At 65.5% G+C, this 20,132-nt stretch carries 24 protein-coding genes; 4 read left to right on the forward strand and 20 right to left on the reverse strand.

Annotation, left to right across the window (positions count from 1 at the left end; all coding sequences use genetic code 11):
* Nucleotides 1–3 precede the first annotated feature (3 nt).
* The 9 genes from ACVMIM_RS23105 to ACVMIM_RS23145 form a co-directional block, all read right to left on the reverse strand.
* Nucleotides 4–354 (reverse strand): DUF2190 family protein, encoded by a 351-nt coding sequence (locus ACVMIM_RS23105; protein WP_476114766.1) that lies wholly within the window; start codon nt 352–354, stop codon nt 4–6.
* Nucleotides 355–425: 71 nt separating this feature from the next.
* On the reverse strand, nt 426–1,895 hold the full coding sequence (locus ACVMIM_RS23110; RefSeq protein ID WP_476114767.1) for a phage major capsid protein: 1,470 nt from the start codon (nt 1,893–1,895) through the stop codon (nt 426–428).
* A gap of 82 nt (nt 1,896–1,977) precedes the next feature.
* Nucleotides 1,978–2,613, reverse strand: coding sequence for an HK97 family phage prohead protease (locus ACVMIM_RS23115; protein WP_476114768.1), 636 nt, complete (start codon nt 2,611–2,613; stop codon nt 1,978–1,980).
* The gene (locus ACVMIM_RS23120) at nt 2,606–4,144 is read right to left on the reverse strand and encodes a phage portal protein (protein WP_476114770.1); all 1,539 of its coding nucleotides are present in this window, start codon (nt 4,142–4,144) and stop codon (nt 2,606–2,608) included. Before ACVMIM_RS23120 ends, ACVMIM_RS23115 begins: the two co-directional genes overlap by 8 nt.
* Entirely contained in the window at nt 4,145–4,342 is a 198-nt protein-coding gene (locus ACVMIM_RS23125) for a phage head-tail joining protein (RefSeq protein WP_476114771.1), read from the reverse strand.
* 3 nt (nt 4,343–4,345) lie between these two features.
* Nucleotides 4,346–6,298 carry a phage terminase large subunit family protein gene (locus ACVMIM_RS23130; RefSeq protein ID WP_476114773.1) on the reverse strand — a complete coding sequence of 651 codons (1,953 nt, stop codon included), beginning with the start codon at nt 6,296–6,298 and terminating at the stop codon, nt 4,346–4,348.
* A gap of 79 nt (nt 6,299–6,377) precedes the next feature.
* Nucleotides 6,378–6,980, reverse strand: coding sequence for a winged helix-turn-helix domain-containing protein (locus ACVMIM_RS23135; RefSeq protein ID WP_476114774.1), 603 nt, complete (start codon nt 6,978–6,980; stop codon nt 6,378–6,380).
* A gap of 275 nt (nt 6,981–7,255) precedes the next feature.
* Nucleotides 7,256–8,239: a hypothetical protein gene (locus tag ACVMIM_RS23140; protein WP_476114775.1), complete on the reverse strand. Its 984-nt coding sequence runs from the start codon at nt 8,237–8,239 to the stop codon at nt 7,256–7,258.
* Between the two features lie 376 nt (nt 8,240–8,615).
* Complete coding sequence (locus ACVMIM_RS23145) at nt 8,616–9,992, reverse strand: DNA cytosine methyltransferase (protein ID WP_476114776.1); 1,377 nt, start codon at nt 9,990–9,992, stop codon at nt 8,616–8,618.
* A gap of 59 nt (nt 9,993–10,051) precedes the next feature.
* On the opposite strand from ACVMIM_RS23145, the gene ACVMIM_RS23150 reads away from it, so the two are divergent.
* Entirely contained in the window at nt 10,052–10,729 is a 678-nt protein-coding gene (locus tag ACVMIM_RS23150) for a hypothetical protein (RefSeq protein WP_476114777.1), read from the forward strand.
* Here ACVMIM_RS23150 and ACVMIM_RS23155 read toward each other — a convergent pair.
* From ACVMIM_RS23155 to ACVMIM_RS23200, 10 genes are read right to left on the reverse strand one after another with little or no spacing between them, the layout of a single operon-like run.
* Nucleotides 10,705–12,471, reverse strand: a complete 1,767-nt coding sequence (locus ACVMIM_RS23155) for a DNA primase family protein (RefSeq protein WP_476114778.1) — start codon at nt 12,469–12,471, stop codon at nt 10,705–10,707. The genes ACVMIM_RS23150 and ACVMIM_RS23155 overlap by 25 nt on opposite strands.
* A gap of 3 nt (nt 12,472–12,474) precedes the next feature.
* Nucleotides 12,475–12,744: a hypothetical protein gene (locus tag ACVMIM_RS23160; protein WP_476114779.1), complete on the reverse strand. Its 270-nt coding sequence runs from the start codon at nt 12,742–12,744 to the stop codon at nt 12,475–12,477.
* Nucleotides 12,745–13,086: a transcriptional regulator gene (locus tag ACVMIM_RS23165; protein ID WP_476114780.1), complete on the reverse strand. Its 342-nt coding sequence runs from the start codon at nt 13,084–13,086 to the stop codon at nt 12,745–12,747.
* Nucleotides 13,086–14,108, reverse strand: a complete 1,023-nt coding sequence (locus ACVMIM_RS23170) for a DNA-methyltransferase (protein WP_476114782.1) — start codon at nt 14,106–14,108, stop codon at nt 13,086–13,088. The genes ACVMIM_RS23165 and ACVMIM_RS23170 overlap by 1 nt, the downstream gene beginning before the upstream one ends.
* Complete coding sequence (locus ACVMIM_RS23175) at nt 14,105–14,281, reverse strand: hypothetical protein (RefSeq protein ID WP_476114783.1); 177 nt, start codon at nt 14,279–14,281, stop codon at nt 14,105–14,107. The genes ACVMIM_RS23170 and ACVMIM_RS23175 overlap by 4 nt, the downstream gene beginning before the upstream one ends.
* On the reverse strand, nt 14,278–15,675 hold the full coding sequence (locus ACVMIM_RS23180) for a helicase C-terminal domain-containing protein (RefSeq protein ID WP_476114784.1): 1,398 nt from the start codon (nt 15,673–15,675) through the stop codon (nt 14,278–14,280). Before ACVMIM_RS23180 ends, ACVMIM_RS23175 begins: the two co-directional genes overlap by 4 nt.
* The gene (locus ACVMIM_RS23185) at nt 15,672–16,136 is read right to left on the reverse strand and encodes a hypothetical protein (protein ID WP_476114785.1); all 465 of its coding nucleotides are present in this window, start codon (nt 16,134–16,136) and stop codon (nt 15,672–15,674) included. Before ACVMIM_RS23185 ends, ACVMIM_RS23180 begins: the two co-directional genes overlap by 4 nt.
* 20 nt (nt 16,137–16,156) lie before the next feature.
* Entirely contained in the window at nt 16,157–17,503 is a 1,347-nt protein-coding gene (locus tag ACVMIM_RS23190; RefSeq protein WP_476114786.1) for a DUF7146 domain-containing protein, read from the reverse strand.
* A complete protein-coding gene (locus ACVMIM_RS23195; protein WP_476114788.1) occupies nt 17,500–18,039 on the reverse strand; it encodes a DUF1643 domain-containing protein in 540 nt (179 codons plus the stop codon). Before ACVMIM_RS23195 ends, ACVMIM_RS23190 begins: the two co-directional genes overlap by 4 nt.
* The gene (locus ACVMIM_RS23200) at nt 18,039–18,512 is read right to left on the reverse strand and encodes a phage regulatory CII family protein (protein ID WP_476114789.1); all 474 of its coding nucleotides are present in this window, start codon (nt 18,510–18,512) and stop codon (nt 18,039–18,041) included. The genes ACVMIM_RS23195 and ACVMIM_RS23200 overlap by 1 nt, the downstream gene beginning before the upstream one ends.
* Nucleotides 18,513–18,640: 128 nt before the next feature.
* Here ACVMIM_RS23200 and ACVMIM_RS23205 point away from each other — a divergent pair, with 128 nt between their 5' ends.
* Together ACVMIM_RS23205 and ACVMIM_RS23210 are read left to right on the forward strand one after the other, a co-directional pair.
* Nucleotides 18,641–18,832 (forward strand): hypothetical protein, encoded by a 192-nt coding sequence (locus ACVMIM_RS23205; protein WP_476114791.1) that lies wholly within the window; start codon nt 18,641–18,643, stop codon nt 18,830–18,832.
* 3 nt (nt 18,833–18,835) lie between these two features.
* Complete coding sequence (locus ACVMIM_RS23210) at nt 18,836–19,081, forward strand: hypothetical protein (RefSeq protein WP_476114792.1); 246 nt, start codon at nt 18,836–18,838, stop codon at nt 19,079–19,081.
* Between the two features lie 5 nt (nt 19,082–19,086).
* On the opposite strand, the gene ACVMIM_RS23215 is transcribed toward ACVMIM_RS23210, so the two are convergent.
* Nucleotides 19,087–19,344 carry a hypothetical protein gene (locus ACVMIM_RS23215; protein ID WP_476114793.1) on the reverse strand — a complete coding sequence of 86 codons (258 nt, stop codon included), beginning with the start codon at nt 19,342–19,344 and terminating at the stop codon, nt 19,087–19,089.
* 110 nt (nt 19,345–19,454) lie between these two features.
* Between ACVMIM_RS23215 and ACVMIM_RS23220 the strand changes: the two genes are divergently transcribed.
* On the forward strand, nt 19,455–20,081 hold the full coding sequence (locus tag ACVMIM_RS23220; RefSeq protein ID WP_476114794.1) for a helix-turn-helix domain-containing protein: 627 nt from the start codon (nt 19,455–19,457) through the stop codon (nt 20,079–20,081).
* Nucleotides 20,082–20,132: the final 51 nt, after the last annotated feature.

A 20,132-nucleotide genomic window follows, 5' to 3' on the forward strand; every position in this document is an offset into this window, starting at 1 on the left:
TGCTTAGGCGGCGGTCGGCAGCAGCAGCACGCGACCCGTCGAGGACGGATTGGCGGCAGCCTCCAGCGCCAGGCCGATCAGCTTGTTGGAGCTGGCGGTCGTTGTGCAGACGCGGTTGGTGGCGTCCCAGTAGATCTTCTGGCCGACGCTCCAGGCCTGCGCCGAGGTCTTGGCGAGGTCCCAGACGCCACGGATGTCGATTTCCCCGTCATCGCCGACGGCGATGTCGGTCTGCGCGACGCCGAAGAGCTGGCCGATCTGGACGCCCTCGCCGGATGCGATCGCAACGGCGCCGGTCACGTCGGTATTGGTCACGGTGACCGTATTGCCCGGCTGGATGAAGTTCTTGGCCATTTCAGGCCTCCTTTTTTCGGAAGGTGAAAGAGAAACGGGCGGCATCAGCCGCCCGTCAGCGGGTCAACGGATCAATTTCCGGGATTCTTGTAGCCGCCGCGGAAATCGGTCGGGCCACAGCCGAAATCGTGCTCGACCGACATCGAGAAGCCCTGCTTGCCGAACGGCTCGTCCATGCGCACGCGCGGCGCCTCGTAGCCTTCCAGATAGCCCCAGCGATAGTTGGAGATGCCGCTGGCCGGATCGGCGAAGAGATACCAGGAATTGTCGGCGATCTGCGCGGTCGAGATCGGCGCCATCTTGCCCGAGAAGGGATTGATGTTCGACAACTGCGTGGCGTTGATCGGCGCGAGCAGCATCTGCGCCTCCAGGTCCTTGTCGGGACCGGTGAGCAGGATGGTGGCGTTGTTGGCGAGCAGCGGATTGCCTTCGAGGCTCTTCTGCTTGGCCATGGCAGCGCGGCCGTCACCGACAGCGGCAACGGTGATTGCGGTGCCCGCTCCGGCAAGGTTGGCATGGTCGGTGTGGAAGACCGTCTTGCCGTCAGCCAGCTTGCCGTTGAAGGCGGTCGAGTAGAAGGTGACCTCCTCGAACAGCGCCACCGACTGGCCGTAGCTCGACAGCATGTCGTTGATCGCGCCGAGGTCGTCGTTGATCAGCATCTGGCGGCTCACCGTCATGGCGATCGCATAGCTGAAGGCCTGCACGGTTTCCTTGCCTTCCGAGAAGGTGCCGTACTTGATCTCGCCGGCTTCCAGCACCTTCTTGAGCAGCGGGAAATCGCCGAGCTTGACGGAGGTGTGCGGGCGGAAGTCGCGGAAGTTGCGCTGCCGGGCGATGCGCCGGTAGGTCGGCTGTGCCAGAGCATAACGCTGCTCGAGCGAGCGGTTGATCGAACCCTCGAAGATCGCCGGGAAGTCCGACGTGGTGTGCGAGGCGCGCGTCAGGATCTCGTCGATCTGGCGGGCGTTGAGCATCACGACGCCGCCGCGATAGCCGATGCTCTCGGCGGCAAGGTCGATCAGGCCGCGGCCCATATACTGGCGCGCGGCGGCGGACGGGCCGGCCTGCGGCAGCGGCGCGCCAAGGCGATAGGACAGCGCCTCGATCATGGCGTTGCGACGGGTCTCGGTCTCGTCCTGGCCGCCGCCGCGACCGGGCTCGGTGCGGTTGCGGTTCGACTGGCCGGCGAGATGATCGAAGGCACGGGTACGGAAGGCCTCGACGGTCTCATTGGCGCGGATGGCCGCCTCGATCGCGGTGGATTCCATGCCCGCACGGGTGCCGATCGCCAGGATGTCGGCGGCGCGCGTGGCGGAAGCTGCACCGGCATTGTTGCCGCCGCCGGCGTCATCGTCGTCGTCGTCCTGAGCCGCGAGCGCATCGATCTCGGCGCGCAGCGCGGTGATCTCGTCGGCGATCCTCTTGTGATCGGCCTCGATCGCGCGAGCAGCTTCCTCGCCGGTATCGTCCTTGATCTCGGCGAGTTTCGCGGCAGCACGCTGTTCGAGCTCCCGCAGCTTCTTGAGAAGCTTCTTCATGGTCTCTTTCCTTTCAGAGAGTGCCTAGCCCCAGAAGGCGGGTTGACGGGCGTGCCGCGTGAACGGCGATCGGCGCGCGAACTTACTGGCGCACCAATCCGACAAGGCGCGCCATGCGCTGACGGCGTGCCTGATTTTCGATGGCCAGTGCCTCGGCTGCGGAGCGCGTGACCATGCAAGCGAAGGTTTCGAGCTTGACGTCGCCGGAGCGCACGCGGGCGCCGGGATCGGCCGGGATCGGCACGGCCGAGATTTCCCACGGCTCCCAGTCGGTGGCGCGCATCAGCGGAATCCTGCCCTTGCGCTCCTGCTTTTCGACGGTCCAGATCTTGTAGCCGGCCGAGATGTTGCGGATGACGCCGTCGCGGATGTCCTGCACCGTGCCCTTGGCGTCCTCGCGGCGGGTGAGCTGGATGGTGGCGAGGCCGCGGCCGGCTTCGATCCGGGCGCTGCCAGGCACGACGGAGCCGATCACCGAGGACAGGCTGTAGCCGGAATGCGTGTCGAGGAAGGGCGCGCCGCTGTTCAGCCGGTCGAGGCGCACGCTGGCCGGATTGACCACCAGCTCCTCGTCGAACTCGCCGTCCATCCAGTTGCGGCGGCGCACGGTGGCGCCCGTCGTCCAGATCACGTCGATGGTGTTGGCCTGCTCGTTGAAGGAGCCGCTGCGGACTTCCGCCTCGCGGGTGAACTGCGGCAGCTGGATGATCTCAGGCATTGGCGTTGTCCTGTTGCTGTCCCTGATGGCCGGCTTCCGCGACGCCTGTTTCCGGCGCGCCGGTGGCGGCGATCATGGCGCCGCCGCGCGCGGGGCGTCGGCCGTCGATGTCGAGGGCGAGCTTGGCCTCGTCGACGGTCTTGAAGAAGGTCTGTGTGTCGGCGATGACCTTGCGCCAGTCGCGGCCCCAGGCCGAGATGAACTCCTGCGGCGACATGCGGCCCGCGCGCACCGCGGCGATGTCGGCGTCGAGATCCTTCTGCGGATCAATCGGCTCGTTGGCCGGCATGTTGATGTCGAATGGATAGTTGTCCTTACGGGGCGGCAGCAGGCCGGCGAGGATGGCCCGGTCGATGAAGCGGCGCGTCGTCGGCGCGACCAGGCGCGGCGCCATGATGTGCCACTGGATTTGCTCGACCAGGCGGCGGAACTCGATCTTGCCCGCGCGCAGCGACGAATAGTTGGCCTGGCGCAGGTCGCCGGTCAGTTGGTCGTAGGTGATGCCTGCGCCGGCGGCCATCGCCTGCATGCCCGCGATGTAGACGGCGCCGAATTGCGACTGCGACGAAGGGTTGGCGAAGGTGATGTCGCTCTCGCCGATGTCGGCGATCATGCCGGGCTCGATGCGGGTGACCTTCTGCGCCTCGCCGGCCTCGCCCCGTCCGGCTTGCGTCGCGAACGGATTCGGGCCACCAGGCTGGCGCTTCATGAAGCCGGCGAAGCAGGCCTGCGTGCGCGCCTGGACGATCGCCGCCTCGGTCAGGTCCTGCATCTCCTTGCCGGTGAGCAGGATCGGCGCGAACCAGGTGATGCCGCGCACCTGACCCCATCGCAGCGGCCGGTAGAGGTGGCAGAGGTCGGCCCAAGCGATCAGGCTTGAATTGAAGTTGCCAGTGTAGCCCTGCTCGCCCGGATGCGTCTCGAACAGCCACAGGCCCTCGCGACGGCCCCAGTCACCGAGCTGGACACCGAGACGTTCGCCGTTCATGCCAAGCCGGCTGTCGTGGCGGGCGTCGATCTGGTCGCCTTCGAGGCCGAGCAGGCGGAACGGCACAGTGCCGTTGGCCTGGTTCATCGGCAGGTCGATCATGCGGATGACGGTGTCGCCGCCTTCGACCATCGAGCGCAGCGCAAGGCCCTGCATCGTGCCTTCGTCGAGCACACCCTCGACGTCGGCCTGCTCCTGCCATTCCTCGCGGACCAGGTTGAACTGCTTGTCAGCGCGATCCGAGCCGGTGTTCGGAACCACGCTTATGCCGGTGCCGACGACGTGCGAGACGAGAACGTCGAGGATCCTCTGGCCGGCCCAGCTGTCTCGCACGAATTCGCGGGCGCGGTTGCGCAGCGTCGCCAGCGCCTGGCCGACCTCGACATTGGCCGATGTGCCGCGACCGGACCAGCCCTTGTTGCGGCGGCCGGTGCGCGCGGCCCCATAGCGCTTATCGACCTGGTCGAGCATGGCGCGCGCATTGGCACGGCGCAGCCCGCTTTCCGGCGAGAAGACCCCGATCAGGCGGTCGAGGACGTTCATTCACTTGCCGCCGTGATATTCGGTGAAGATCATGCCGCCCTGCGGCTGACCGGAGACTTCCGCCTTCATCCGCTCGATCTGGCGTTCCATCTCGGCCATCGAGCGGAAGGTGGTCAGCGTGTCGCCGTGCTTGACGGTCAGCACGCCGGACGCCATCGCCTTCTCCAGACGATCGATATCGGTCTGCGTGAAAGCCATGGCTCAATCCCAGAATGACGATGCGCCGTCGGAAGGCGGCTCGGATGCCTGCTTCGGTGCCTGTGGCGCGCCCTGTTGCGCCTGGATGACTTCGCCCGCGAAGAAGTCGAAGTCCTTCGGAAAGCCGCGGTCGGCGGCAAGCTTGCGCCACTGGTCGGCGGTCATGCGCGACAGGCCGAGATAGTCGGCAAGCGCGGCGTTGTAGACCTCGCAGTCCAGCAGGTGGTTTTCCTCGCCGACCCGCGTCAGCCAGCGGCGGCGCACCCGTCCCCGGAACGTCTCGTTGCCGAGATATTCCGAGGTGATCTGGCGGAAATAGACCTCGTCCTGCCACCAGCCGAAATGGCAGTAGCCTGGCGGGTTGGCGTCCTGCCCGGCGGCGATGCCTTCCTTGCGCAGCTGGGCGTAGAAGGCGGCCTTCAGCGGCCAGGTACCGACGGCCCAGACCATGGCGCCCTTGGCGATCTTCTTGCCGCGGAAGTCGATGTCGACCGGCTTCGGCTGGCCGAGCGCCGGGCGGCTCCATCCGTCCTCGCCCTTCAGCGCGAAGGTCGCCGCCTTGCCGCGCACCCAGCTGTACACGACATGGCTGCGATAGCCGGAATCGACACCGAAAGCATCGACGGTGCGCGACCGCCCGTAGGCGTCCGGCCATTTCGTCGCCCGGATCTGCTCCAGCCCGACGAAGGCGCCGCCATGCGGATCGTCGGTGCCGCCGGAGATGTAGCCGGCGTCGACGACCCAACTCTGGCCGTCCGGCGCCCAGGCCTTGATCGAATACCAGATGCCAAGCATCTGCACGTCGGCCGCACCCGTCAGGATCAGGCCGGCCGGCGGGATATGGCCGCGCTTCTGCTCGCGGTCTCGGCGAAGCATCAGCTTCTCGTGGTCCGGCGCGTCGCCCTTGACCTCGAAGGGCAGGCCGAGCGTCAGGTTCCAGAAGGTCTTCAGCTTCTGCGGGTCGCCGGCGGCCTTGGCGAAGCGCTCGGCGATCTTCTCCCATGGCACGAAGGGCGAGGTCAGCGCGTCGAAATGGTAGCTCGGATGCGCGCCGGGCCGCGACGCTGTGGCGATCCAGCGGCCCTTCTTCATCAGCTCGACCTTGTCGGCCGCCTCGACGATCGCGCCGCAGCAGGGCGTCGCGTAATAGGCCTTGTAGGGATGGACCTCCTCGAACTTGAAATACTTCCGGTCGAAGACGAACCGGAACATGGTGGCGCAGCCAGGGCACGGCATGTGCCAGAAACGCTGGTCGCCGGCCTCGAAGCCGGTGTCGATCTTCGATGCGCCCTTGACGGTCGGCGTCGAGATCTTGGCGCGCTTCCACTCGCCAGACATCAGGAACGATTCCTGTCGGCCCTCGATCATGCCGAGCGGATCGCCCTGGCCGTCGAGGTCGTCGGGGTACTCGTCGACCTCGTCGAGCAGCGCCACCTTGATCGTCTTCGATCTAAGGTCGGCCGCCGAGGTGGCGATCGCCAACGTCAGCGAGCCGCCGGGGTAGACCTTCGACGTTGAGGTCGAGGCGTCGCCGGCGCGGCTTGTCTGCGGCTTCACTTTCCGCTTGAGCGCCGGCGTCTTCTCGATCGCCAGCGCCAGCTTCTCGCGGTTAAAGTCCGACAGCGCGCCGCTGGTCGGCTGCACGATCATGACCCGGCAAGGGTCCTGGTCGATGATGTGACCGCAGGCCGCGAGCAGCAGCGTGGTGAAGCCGGTCTGCGCCGACTTCCTGATGTCGATCTCGTTGACGCCGCTGTCCATCGACAGCATGTCGAGCGGTTCGATGATGTAGGGCGTCAGCGAGGCGTCCCAAGGCTCGTTGGCCTTGGGGCCGTCCGGTACGATCAGGTTCAGCCTAGCCCAGTCGCTCGGCGACATGCGCTCCGGCGGCGCGATCAGGGCGGCCAGCGTGCCGGCGATGACGGCGGCGGCCGAGCGCTTGAGCGTGAGCTTCATGGGAACTGCTCGCGGACGGCGTTAGGCGGAGATACCCTTGCCAGCATTTTTGCTCCTCGCCCGCGAGGCCTGGCGCCCTTCAGTCGGCACCAAGATCGAATTCCGAGCCCCCGCTTTCTTCCTCGGCCTGGCCGGCGTCGCGCTGCAGGGTGAGCGCATCCGCGGCACGGCGCCGGATCTGGTCCTTGATGTCGCGGAGCTTGCGCCGCAAAGCCGGCTCGCCTTCGCGGGCCGCGGTCATGATCTCGCCGGCGAAGCTCGGCAGCTGCTCGATCGCCCGCACGATCGCCTCGCCGGCCCGCACCATGGCGGTCTCGACATCAGCGACCGGCACCAGCTTGCCCAGACGCTCGCTGACGTCGAGGGCAGAGCGGCGCGCTTCCCACTGCGCTTTCTCGGTCTGGGCGTCGCGCAAGGCGCTCGGCGGGCCGGAGGCCTCTGCCTTCTCCTCGCGGACGGTCGCGGCCGACTGCTCGGCATAGGCGTTTCCGGCTACGCCGATCGCCTTGTCGAAGGCGGCAAGGTCGACCAGGCGCTCGCGGCCCTCGCGGCGCGTCTGCACCAGGCCCTCAGCCTCGAACTTGTCGACGCGCTTCTTGATCGCGACCTTCGAGACGCCGCGCATGGCCGCGATCTCGGACAGCGACTTCCAGACGCCTTCCGGTAGGTCTGGGGCCGGCATGTGTGAAAGTCCTTGCGGCGGTTTACCGTTCACCGGCCATCGTTAACATCGTAAACCCGGTTTTCCGGACCCCGTCACTAGTCCCCCCTCGGACTACGCCGTCCCGCATACGGTTTTAGGGGCGAGAAGGACCCGTGACCGGGGGGGATGTCGGAGTGGAGAGGGATGGTCGATGGCCGGAGGGTGACCGTCCGAAACGAAAAGACCCGCCTCGTTGCCGAAGCGGGTCTGACCTCTTTATCCGTGACAAGTGATCCTCCAAATCTTCACCGCAGTCAAGCGGGTGCATCGAGGATTTTTGCTGCCTGCTTCTTGAGCGCCTTGAACCAGTGAGGGAAGCGTGCGGCGAAGCGCGCGTCGCTCGCCTCGCGCTCGGCCTTGGCATAGGCCTCGGCTGCGATCAGGTCGGGCAGCACGCGCCCTGCCCTGCCCTGCTCCTCCAGCCATGGCTGCATGGGAATGGCGGTCTGCCTGACCTCGATCTCCTCCATCTCGTCGACCACCGTCTCATAGACCGCATGCAGGGCCGACAGCCAGATCTCATGCTCGGCCCTGGCCACGATCGCATCAACCGGATCGGGATCGAGCACCGGCTTGCGGTATGCACCAGGCCATGGCCGCTGCGACTTCGAATTCCAGCCATTGCTCTCGACTTCCTGCGGCACGGTCCTGTCGCTGCCATCGGCATTGCTGCCGACCACTGTATCGACGACGTGGCGCACGAACCATTTGTCCTTGCCGTTGCTTGCTGTCTCGTACCGCTGCTCGACCCCATCGATCTCCATGCCGCCAAGGTCCACGCCCATGACCGCGCGCCTGATCACCAGCTCCGATGGCTTCAGCCGCAACACCTGACCGCCCTGCCCGTCGTCGCGCGTCATCCTGCGCCATGCCTCGCTCACCGCCTTGACACCAAGCCCGCCGAATCGGTCGAGCTCGGGCGCCGGTCGCCAGTCCTCGGGCAGTTCCAGGCTGCAGTCGTCGAGCGCCATTACCGCATTGCCGATGATCTGTGCGTCGCGGCACGGCCAGCTGTCGGCAGAGAAGTCCGGCACCGCGCCATACTGGTTGACGCCAAAGCTGTCGACCAGCGACAGCATCTCGGCGAAACGGCCGGTCTTGTCCCAGCCGCCCGCCATCTGCATCGGCCCGTCCGTGCGGCGCGGCACCTTCGGCAACTCCTCGCGCCATGCCCAGGCGATCACCGCCTCGACCGGCCCGCCGCGTTTTCCCGACGCGCCGCGCTGCAAAAGCGGCATCGTCCCAAATCCAGACCTATCGACCCTGTTTTTCATCTTTCGTCCCTTTCCTCGAACCGATCAAACCCTTGCTTTCGCAAGCAAAAATCAAAAGGCGGCGCAGCAAGGGACGGTAGGGACGATAACAGGGCAGGCCCATATATGACGGGAACGCCTGCCCCTTTCCCCTTCACAGACCATCACGCATGCGGCACCGCCGATTACCGTCCCTTGCGCCCCTAGCGTCGCAAGCCGCTGATTTCCCTATCCCTTTGCATGGGGCGAAAAGCGCCGGCGAGGCGGACATCGCCCCGATCGCCCCACAAATTGCGCCGCACGGGCCGACATCCGCCGACGCGGCGCGAAGCGTCATGCAAGGGGGAAAGGGAAAAGCGGCTCATGCGATGCGCCCTTCGCTGACCAGCCGCTCCATCAGGTCGATGCGCTGGCCGATCCAGCGCATGACGGGCACCGCCATGGAATTGCCATAGGCCTTGTATTGCGGCCCGTCGGGCGCCGGCTTGCCGCGCCAAGGGATGCGGCATCGATCGTCAGGAAAGCCCTGCAGGCGCGCGCACTCATGCGGCATCAGGCGGCGGACAGCTACGCCCGTCACGGCTGGCGTTTGACCTACGTGTAGCGCGCCTGCGATGCCGCTCTCTGGATCATAGCCAAGCGTTGACTGGTCGTCTCCGCCTTGCCAATTGAACGCTACTGCCGGCGGATGCGCGTGAGCCGATAGGGCATGCATCGGATCGCCCGGTTGCGGGCTGCTGCCGTTGGCTTTGCTGGTGATCTGCGTCGTGTCGAGCGGTACGACAACGATGTTATGGTCATCCTCTTGCCGACGCCCTGCATAGCCGCCTTTGCCTGCGCTTTCGGCTCCGCGCGTCAGGGTCGCAGCCGTATCGGGAGCCGCGATATGCAAACCCCGGTTTAGATGCGCGCTGCCGGTATCCAGCGTCGCAAAGACCTCGTCATCGCAAGCCAGGTTCTGGCCGTCAAAAGCGATCAGTCCACCATCAAGGTCGAAGTCCGTTCCGAGCCCGCCGCCGCCTGTAGGGCGGCTGCTAATTGTCGGGGAAGCTCTTTCCCCCGCTTCTCGGCGCGGCGGAGGATGCCCCTGCATGCTTTCGGGCTCAAATAGTACCGCCGCGGCACGTCGCCAGTCTCCAAGATATCCGATAACGAACACACGCCGCCGTCGCTGGGGGACGGCGCGAGCGAAGCCGTCCACTCGCACATACTGAGCGTCAAGCACGCGCCATGCGAGGCCGTAGGCGCCAGGAACTCCGGCAACGATGCCGGCGTTCTGCCATCCCCCCCTCGGCACGGCGATTCGCCGTCCGGCGAGGAAGCCCAGAAAGTCAGCAAAGTCTCGTCCGCCGGCGCTGGAGAGGACGCCGGGGACGTTCTCCCAGACGACCCAGCGGGCGCCAAGGCGCTTAGCCAGGCGGACATACTCAAGCGCAAGGTTGCCGCGCGGATCATCCAGTCCGAGACGCTTTCCCGCGACGGAGAAGGACTGGCAGGGAGTGCCTCCGACGAGAAGATCGACTGGTCCGGCTCCGGCCGGTATTTTCGTGAAGTCGCCATGGTTCGGCACCCCGTTTCGAGAAAGCGGCTCGCCCGGCATGTTCGAACCGTAGTGATGCGCGAGAACGGCGCTCGGAAAGGCCTCGATCTCGGCGAAGAAGGCCGGCCGCCAGCCGAGCGGTTCCCAGGCGACGGAAGCCGCCTCGATGCCTGAGCAGACGGAGCCGTAGGTCAGCATGCGGCACCCATTGCGCCTGCCAGTCGGCACGCTAGGATTGCAGCGGGAGGGGTGGTTTCATGGAACGCAGCGACGTCTGGTTCATCGCGGTGGTCTGCGCGGTGCTCGGTATTATCGTGGGCATGGCGTGGGTCGACTTCTGGAATGAACTCAATCCATTGAAGGAATATCAGACCCTGATTGCTGGCCTCGCGGCCGTGGCTGCGGCGTTCGCCACGATCAACACCATGCACCGAACGGACGAGGCGCAGGCAGAGCGCCATCGACAGCTTGTCGACCTCACGCTTAGACCCGACCGGCTGAAGGCAAATCGCGCCGCCTATGCTTTTCCGGCCGCGATTAAAACTCTCGCGCGAGAAGCTGATTTCATCGTCACTCTCGCCACCAAATCCTCTGATATAACGCCCGAATTGGTGAATAGGTTGATAGAAGCAACGCAGTCTGTGGAGAAACGCGTGAGACGGGTCCTCAGTATGAACAACCTGAGCGGCGCCCAAGACATATTCGATGAAAAGACATCTGTTGTGTACAACAGCCTTCTTGGAATGATGGAGAGCGATGGTCTGACTGTTAATTTGTCGCTTATCGATTTCAGGAACAGCACGCATACGAAGCTCACAATGCGCGCCTTTGTAGCTGAACTGCAGCGGTTCCAGTCCATGCTTGGGAGCTTGGCTGAAGGACTGGAACGGCTGCGAGAGGACCTCAAGCATCACCGCCCGCCCTCATCGTCCTGATGCCGCGAGCGATCCCCGCCAGTCGGCACCCATTCCGGCTTGACCTTGATGCCGCGATAGACCGTCGTGCCGCTCTTGGCCTTGGCGAACATCTTCACCGTGCCGTCCGGCCCCGGCCAGCCGCGGCCGGCAGCGCTCGCGAAGCGCTTGGCGAAGGTGGCGTTGTTGAACTTGAACACGCCCTCCTCGGTGGCGAACTTGTCATAGGCGAGATAGATGTCGAACGGCTTCTCCTCGTCGTCGCTCTCACCTGTCACCAGGCAGGCCAGCCGGATGAAGGCGCCGATCGGGTCGCTCTCCTGCCGATATTCCTCGGAAGCCGCGCGCACCGCCGCCGGCACCGCCAGGCCGCCATTGAGATATTCGATCGCGCCCTCGACCATCCAGGCGAAGATGCCGTCGGCCTCGGCCTTCAATTTGCGCGACAGCGCGCGATCGACCTCGTTGGCCGGGATCTGCACCGTCCACGGCACCAGAAGCACGCGCCGCCAGATGCCGTCCGAATCGTCGTCGATGCGCGGCTTGTGGTTACCCGAAAGCACGATCTTGAAATTGGGCAGGACCTCGAAGAAATCCTTGTGCAGGCGCCGCACCGGGATTTTTTCGCCGCCGGTCAGCGTCTTGATCAGCGCGTCCTTCAGCTTGACGTTGGCCTCCGGTTCGCTCGCCGCCACCAGCCTGGCGCCCGGCAGCCGCGCCAGGTCGGGCGTCGCCTCGCCGCCGCCGCGCTTGTTCTCGCCGGAAAAACTGTCGATCGACAGCGTCACGGCATAGTCGCCCATGATGTTGCAGAGCAGGTCGACGAAGGTCGACTTGCCGTTGCGACCGGCGCCATAGAAGAACAGCATCACCTGCTCGATCGTCAGCCCGGTCAACAGATAACCGCTGAAGCGTTTCAGGAAGGCGCGGATCTCCGGATCGGGCTGCACGCGATGCAGGAATTTTGTGAACTCCGGCATCGGCGGCGCGCCATCCGGCTGCCATTCGGCCTCGATCATCTTGGTCATGAAGTCGGCCTGGCGATGCTCGCGGATCTCGGCATGCCAGACGAAGCGCGGATCGTCCGGCTCGCTTTCCTCGTCCTCGCGCTGGACGAAGACGATCGTGCCGTTGAGGCAGTTGACGATATAGGGGTCGATGTTGAGGTCCTGCACCTTGCAGGCCATGTAGGGCTGGCCCTCGGCCATGAGGTTGTTGAGCTTCGACGAGCCGGCCGTCGACTTGGCGTGCCGCCGGCGCGAGCTGCCGCGCGCCATGATCGCCTCTGCCACTTCGCTTGCCGCGGCGACGGCCTGCTCATAATCGCGCTTGCGGGCGACGGCCTCGATGTCCGGCAGGCCCCGGCGCGGCTGGCTGATGCGCGCCAACGCCTCGGCCGCCACCTCACCGGCGGCGAGCACCGCCTGCTCGGCCTCGTTGGCGCCGAGATAGGCGACTTCCTTGCGGATCGCCTCGGCGGTTCTGTGCGCCAGCCGGCGGATCAGCGAGCCGTCCTCATCTTCCTTCCAGCGCCTTCCGTCGAACACATGCCAGCCGATATGCGCCACGCAGACCGCGACGTTGCTCGCAGCACCCGGATGATCCTCGGCGAGATCCCCGAAGCGCAGCCGGAAGCGTCGGCCGTTTCCGATATCCGTCTCCGGCTCGGCCGCGCAGGCCTCCAGCAGGCGCTCGGCGGCCTCATCGGGCGCTGCGTCATCGTCCGGTGCCTCGTCCGGCGAAAAGTCGTCATCCTCCTGCATGGATCAGCTGGCCGCCGCTTCCTTGAGCGCCGCACGACCGGCTTCGGTGATGATGTCAGGCGGCCCAAATCGAACATGCTCGTCTTCATCGTAAGGCGCGCTTGCGATGTAGCCGAGCTGGCGAAGGCCGATGGTCTGTTCGTCGCTCAGGAAACCGGTAGGATGGCGCGGCCACAGCCAAGCCATGTCTCCGTCCTGGCTGAATGTCATGTGATGGCCGTTTGCCATCGCTTCGAGGACGACGCGCTGCGCCTCGGTCAGTTTCCCGCTCATCTAAACCCCCATCCGCCCCATGCGCATGCGCGTCGTCACCGCGCGCAGATATGGCCGTTCCTCCAGCACCGCGCGCGTTGCCCGCCAGCTGCGCCGCCCGGCCCGCTCGGCGGCGTCCTCGGTGTGGAAATTCGACGCCATGCGGTTGACGGCCTGAAACACGCCAAGCGCCTGCGCGTTGGCGCGGTCGAAACGGTGCGCCATGTAGAGATCGTAAAGCTCGGCGCCGCGCTGCATCCTGCGATTGTTCCAGCGCTGGCGGCAGGCGGACGTGCAGAACTCGCGCCCTCGCGCCGCCGCGAACTGCGTGCCGCACTCCAGGCAGGCGTTTAAACGCGCCATCAGGAGACGGCCTCCAGCCGGTCTTCGTCCTCATCGTCGGCGTCCGGTGCCGCGCTACCGCCGAAGATCGCCTCCTCGGGCTTGTCGTCGAGGTCGCGTGTCATGTTGACCTTGGCCTGCCGGAAGTATTTGTCCTTCAGCTCGAAGCCCAGCCCGCGACGGCCGGCATGCACCGCCGCCCACACTTCCGAGCCGATGCCGAGGAAAGGCGTGAAGACGATATCGCCGGGGTTAGACCAGAGGTCGACGCAGCGCTCGATCACGTCGAGCTGCAGCGGCGCGATATGCGCCTCGTCATTGCTCGCGCGGGCCGTAAGGTACTGCAATGTCCGGCTCTGGCGGATGTCCATCCACACCGGCGAGGCATAGCGCTGCCAGGTCTCGATCGAGAACCAGTTGCGGCTGTCGCCGTCGGTGGTGAATTTCGAATAGCTCGGCCCGTCGCCCTCGCCGACATAGCGACGCAGAGCGCCGGCCACCGGCTCGGGATTGTCGCCCGGCTTGCGGAACGCGACGATGTAGTCGGCCAGCGCCTGGCCGGAGATGGTCGAATCCTTCACCAACTGCTTGTGGTTCAGCCGGTGCGACTTCGAGCGCGCCTGCGCCACCACAGCATCTTTCCAGATGCAGACCTCCGAATGCAGCCACCAGCCGGCATCCTGCCAGGCACGGATTACCTCGCCGCGGAAGTCGCGCATGCCGATGAAACCGTCGCGCCGCTTCGAGGTCGGCAGCTGCATCACATGCACCGCATGCAGCCGCCCCGACATGGTGATGCGCAGGATCTCGGCGATCAGGAAGCGGTAATGCGTCCAGAAGTCGCCGCCTTCGGAATTGGAGAGGTCGCGATCGGAACCGGAGAACTTGTATAGCCCCTCGAAGGGCGGCGAATGCACGCCGAAATGGATCGAGCCGTCCGGAATGCCCCGGATCAGCTCGCAGCTGTCGCCCTGGTAGATGGCGTAGCGGTCGGTGACGACCTGGTCGACGGCTTTTATGGCGGGAAGCTTGCGGACGCTCACTTGCGCCTCCGCAGCCAGATGATCGCCGGCCACAGAAGCGGCCAAAGCGCCGCTTCGACGACAAACATGGCAACATCGCTGGCATCTTTCGGCACATCTTCAAGCCGTGAGCGGATCAGATAGTGCGCGAACAGCATCGCGATTCCGATGTAAGCCATGATCGCGAAGATCATCGAAACTCCTCCCATGCCGGCAATTGCATCTTCTGTTTCGGCTGATAGTCGTGGCGCTCCAGCGCCGCGCCCCGCACCTCGGCCGCCGAGAGGTCGGCCATGTGCGCCACCATGGCTTCGGCCATCCGTTCGGCGTCGCGTTCCTTGCGCTCAAGATTCGCCACCACGGCGCCCTCGGTGTCGGCGGCGATGAACTCGGCGGTCACTTCGCTTTTCTGGCCGAAGCGCCAGAAGCGGCGGATCGCCTGGTAGACCTGCTCGAAACTGTCGTTGAGGCCGACGAAGCCGGTGCGATGGCAGTGCTGCCAGTTCATGCCGAAGCCGCAGATCGACGGCTTGGTCACCAGCACGCGGATCTTGCCGGCGGCGAAATCCTTCAGCTTCTCTTCTTTCCAGTCGTCATGGTCGGAGCCGCGCACCTCGACGGCGCCTGGAATGCTGGCGGCCAGCCCCTCGGTCTCGGCGTTCAGGTTGCCCCACCAGACGAAGGCCTCGTCGCGCGGGGTGAGCGCCACCGCCTTCTCGATGCGTGCCTCGACCGTCTCGCGCCGCGCAGCACCCCGCTCGGACAGCGTCGCCGCCTCGACCGGCAGCATCGACCATTGCCCATTGGCATGCCAATGGCTGGCTTCGGTCGGCACCACATGCAACCGCTTGGTAAGCGGCGGCAGGTCGTAGCCCGCGTCGGAATAGCCGAGGTCGGAAGGCTTGCGCAGCATCACCGCCCATGACGCCATCCAGCGCCAGAAATCGGCCTCGGCATGGCCCTTCAGCCGCCATTTGCGCGTCTCCGACCCGTCATGCACGAAGAAGGTGGCGAGCATCGACGTGTAGGACATGACGCCGAGGAATTCGGCATGGTTGCCGAGCTCCATGAAGTCGTTCGGCGCCGGCGTTGCGGTCGCGGCGAGCCGGAAGGGAATGCCCCGGCAGGCTTCGATCAGCCGCGTGCGGTAATGCCCGTCATAGGCCTTCAGGATCGAGCTTTCGTCGAGCGCGATGCCGCCGAAGGCGCAGAGGTCGAACTGGTCAAGCTTCTGGTAGTTGGAGATCTGCGTTTCCGAGGCGATGCCCTTGGCGGTGACGACCTTGGCGTCAAGGCCGAAGCCGCCGGCCTCGCGCTCATGCTGGTGACTGACAGCCAGCGGCGCCAGCAGCAGCACCGGCCGCCCGGTATGGCGCGCCACGCAGCGCGCCCAGACCAGCTCCATCAGCGTCTTGCCGAGCCCTGTGCCGGCGAACACAGCGGCGCGGCCACGCTTCAGCGACCATCGCACGATGTCGCGCTGGTGCGGGAAAAGATAATCCGGCAGGTCCGGCAGCGCCACCATGCCGCTCGCTACATCCGCGAGGCGTTTTGTGGCCAGGAAATCGCGATAGGCCTGCAGGGTCATATGTCCGCCCCCACGGGAAAGACATGCCAGATGGTCGGCGTGCGATGGCCGGGTGCGGCAACCATCTTGATCAGGCCGACGCGCACCAGCTTGTGCTGAAAAGTGTCGACGGAATTCACCGCGACGCCGGCTTCCTCGGCGAGCGACCGCTGCGACATCTGCACATTGCCGTTGCCATCCTTGGCCCGGTTCATGACGCGCAACAGACGAAGCGGCCCAACGGTGATGCCGAGGCCCTTGGCGATGTCGTAATCCATGCTGGAATTGTGGCGCGCTGCTTCCGGCGCAGGCGCCGGCTCGGTGGTCGGTCCGTTGATCAGTATCGTCTCGAAATGCTTCTGCACGAAGGTCGTCGGCGTCATGCCGATCTTCTTCGCCGCTTTCTCGATGCGGACATTCGTTTCCCGGTCGCACTTGACCGAGAAGCGGTAATAGAGCCCTTCCGGCTCCGGTGCTGACATTGCCCCCGCCCCCATTTTGCTTACGCGGCCCTCCCCGCCTGCCGCGTTTCGCGGCGCGCCCTCAATGCGTCGTTGAAATCCATGCCATCCGGCGCCCAGTCGATTTCGGCGCTATGCCGCGCCATCTCGAAGCGCTTCCTGGCGCGCAGCATCGCGGCCTGCGTGGTGAAGCGGTCGCTGTCGCTGTCGCCGAGAAGCGTGATCTTGTCGAACAGGCCGAACGGAATCTGCAGGCAGCCGATGTCGTCGAGGTCCGGCTCCTGCCCGCCGACCTTGCGGCGGCGCTTGCGGCCGATCCGGTCGGTGTCGGTCAGCGAGGGATGCGGGATCTGCTCGGCCGCCTTGCCGGCGATGTTGCCCATGTTGAGGCCGGACCAAAGGGTTACCTCACGCGCCGTACCGGCGGCTTCGCCGCCTGGCGCTCCGGTGGGGCGTCGAACGATCGACGGCGGCCGGTCGGCCGCTAAGGCAGCCCAGCTTAGGACCGTCTCGATGCCTTCGCCGAGCGCCAGAATTTGAAGTGCCGTCTCTCCGGCTGTCACGCCACTCGCGCAAGCGTTCGCGTCCAGTTTTCTCCGCTCCGCGATCTCGCTCGCGGCGGCCAAGGCGCTGCAGGCACTGGCAACCCCGCCCACCTTCTCGTGGTCACCACCAAAGGTGACGCGTCCCAAAAATATCTTGCCGCCCTTCTGCGAGCCCTCGACCTTCTTGGCGTCCAGCACCTCGCCGGTCTCCGGATCGGCGATCACCGCCTTGCCGTTCGGCCGCGCGAGGTCAAGCCAGGTGCGGTGCACGCCCATGAAGCGGCCGTCGGGGCCGGTGATGGCGGCGAGCATGGCCGGGCCGGAATGGATGACCCTGAATTCGCCCTTGGAAAAATGCCAGTAAGGCAGCTGTGCGGCCTCGCGCAGCGCCTTGATCCGCCAGCCGGGGAAAGGGATCGCACGCAGCGCAAAATAGTCGCGCACGAGTCGGCCGCGCTTTTCCGGCTCGATCGGCGCGCCGTTGTTCCAGATGTTCCAGGCGCGGTGCCGCGCCTTCTCGCGATAGAAATCCTTTTGCGCGGCATCGCGCTCCGGCGCGCGGCGCGCCTCGATGGCGCGCTCGCCGGTCAGTTGCTCGATCGCGTCGGCAAAGCTCACCTCGCTCACATGCTGCACCAGCGCAATCGGGTCGCCGCCCTCGCCCGAGCTGCGGCAGAGGAAGATGTTCTTGCCATGGTCGACCGAGAACCGGTCGCGCCCTCCGCAGCGAGGACACGGCACGCCGCGCTCGTTGACCCTGACGCCGTCAGCCGCGCCAAGCGCCAGCGCCACGTCGACGATCGACATTTCGCGCGCACGGGTAACGACATCGGCGGGGATCATGCCGCGCTCCGGTACTGGAACGGCTGAAACCTTGCGTCATCCGGAATGCGGTGCTTGCCCCGCGCCAAAGGATGCTTCGGCGACCCGTCCTGCGATGTGCCGAGGCAATAGACCTTGGAGTGATGCGCGATGACTTGCTGCCAAAGCCGGTAACCGCCCTCGCCCGCCTGCGCGCCAAACGCCAGCCACACCGCATCGCAGAGCGCACAGGCCTGTGCAATGGCATCGCGGTTCAACGGCCCGTGCGGATCGGCAGCCGCGAACATTTCCGCAGGTTGGCTTGATCTGAACGCGTAGGCGTTGACGACGATGACGCCGCCATAGACGTGCGCCTTGGCGAAAAATATCACCCGGAGGATCGTGGGATCGTTCTTCCGGTGGTCGGCCGTCGACGGATTGAGCATGCCGACCAGCAGCAGCGGCTTGTTGCGATCCCAGATGCGCCAAAGCGCCATGCGATAGAGCGGTACTTCCTCGTCGGATAGCCAGGCGCCGATATAAGGGTCAGCCCCGATGCGGTCTTTGAGCGTCGTCATCACTCGCCTCCCGCGATCTTGCGGTCGAGGCGGTGGAGCTGCGCGATGTTCTCGGCGATCTCCTTGCGCACGGCGCGCTTTTCCGAGCCGTCGAGCCGGCCGTCATCGGCCAGCCCTGCGGCGATGGTGCCGACGACGTCGCTGGCCTCCTTGCTGACGGCGGCGAGGTCGGCCACGCCGATCCGCCCCTCGCCGCCGCTTTCCGCCTGCTCAGCAGGAACCAGGCGGAAACCCAGCATGCGCGCCATCTCCTCGACGATGGCCGGCGAGCCGATGTCGCGGCAGAGGTCGACCACCACGTCGACCGGCATGAACTTTTCCGGCTCCGAGATCGCGCCGTAGTTCGACAGCGCCGGCGCGTCGACACGGGTGACCAGCGCGAACTTCGTCGGCCGTGCCATTTCCAGCGCCGCACGCGTCGCCGCCTTCAGGTCGAGGCGTTCGGTCTCGGTGATCTTTCGGGGCAGCTTCACGGGCTCTGTTTCCGAGCAAGGGTCCGCCGTCAAGGAAACAGTCGCGAAAACCGTTTCCGTGCCGGGCGTATGCATTCGTGGTGATGTGGGACATCGAAACGGGCGGCTGTCGCCCTATGGAGGTCTGGATGTCCTTTCGGTTGCGGTCATGGTTCGCGCATCTCCTGAAGAAGAAGGCCGGCCCCGGCTTGGGAAACGGGGCCGGCCGCGACGCTGGCGGCGTTGGGGTACGGGGCAGTGACAGCGTCGAAGTTGTAAAAATTCCAGGCGGCGGGCCGCTGCGGCTCACCAACCGGTTCAGCCAGTTTCGCAAGGGCTGAGCGATGGACAATCCGGCCGACAAGACGCCGCCGCTGACCGAGCCGGTCATGGTCCAGTGCCTGTTCTGCACCGGCGTCGAGGTCCAGCACACCGAATTCTTCACCCGCCTGATCGGCTGGGTCGAGCTGCCCGCGCCCGGCTACGATTTCGGCGAGCGCCGTGTCATGGCGCGGCTCGTCATGCCGCCAAACGTGGCGCGCGCTCTCTCGCGCGACCTGCGCCGCAGCATCGCCAAGGGAGAGCATTGATGTGCTCATGCCGCCGCCTCCGCCTCAAACTTTTCCGGCCGGTTCTCGCGCAGCCAGGCAAGCCGCACCGCGTGCATGTCGTCGGCCGTCACCTCGCCTTTGGTGAACTCGCGAATGCGTTCGATGACGTCGGCATCCGGACGCGAGCGGCCGGTTTCCCAATTCCAGACCGACGCGCTGTCGCGCTCGCCGTCGAGGCCAAGCCCCTTGGCGACATCCGCACAGGAAAGAGAATTGGCCTTGCGCCAGTCCGCGAGCTGCATCGTCACACTCCGATCGACGCCTATATCGCACAATTTTCGATATCGCTGTCAAGTGCGATATCGCATTTTCTTCGATTTTCAGTTTCTCGCGGTTCGAATAGGCATCGGCCATGAGGAACCGCATCCGAGAACTGCGCGAAGCGCAGGGCCTTTCGCAGGAAGCCCTGGGCGCCAAGATCGGCGTCCATTGGCAGACAGTGCTGCGCGCCGAATCCGGGAAGACAGCGCTTGGCGCTAACAAACTTCGCACATACGCGGACGCCCTCGGCGTCGAACCCGACGACCTGGTGCAGCCGGACGAAGGCCGCATGGTCACCGTCAAGGGCTTCGTCCAGGCCGGCCATTGGGCCGAGACATGGGAATGGCACGAGGACGAGCAGTATCAGGTCCCCGTACCGGACGATCCGGCCCTGCGCCACTTCACGCTTCATGCCGCGGAGACGCGCGGTCCTTCGATGGACAAGCGCTATCCGGAAGGCACAGTGCTCGTCTTCACCGACATCGTGCAGAGCGGCGACGACCTGCAGCTCGGCAAGCGCTACATCATTGAGCGCGAACGCGCCGACGGCTTACGCGAGGCCACGGTGAAGACCTTGTGGCGCGACGAGGCGGGCAAGATCTGGCTGTTGCCCGAATCGAACGACCCGCGTTTTCAGGAGCCGATCCCGATCGAAAGCAACGAGGACGACACGGTGCGAATCGTCGGTCGCGTGCGCTTCGCTGTGAGCCGGGAATAGGTATATCGCATTTTTTTCGATAGGCCGCCTTGACAGCCTATCGCATTTTCT

Source organism: Mesorhizobium sp. USDA 4413 (assembly GCF_056280365.1).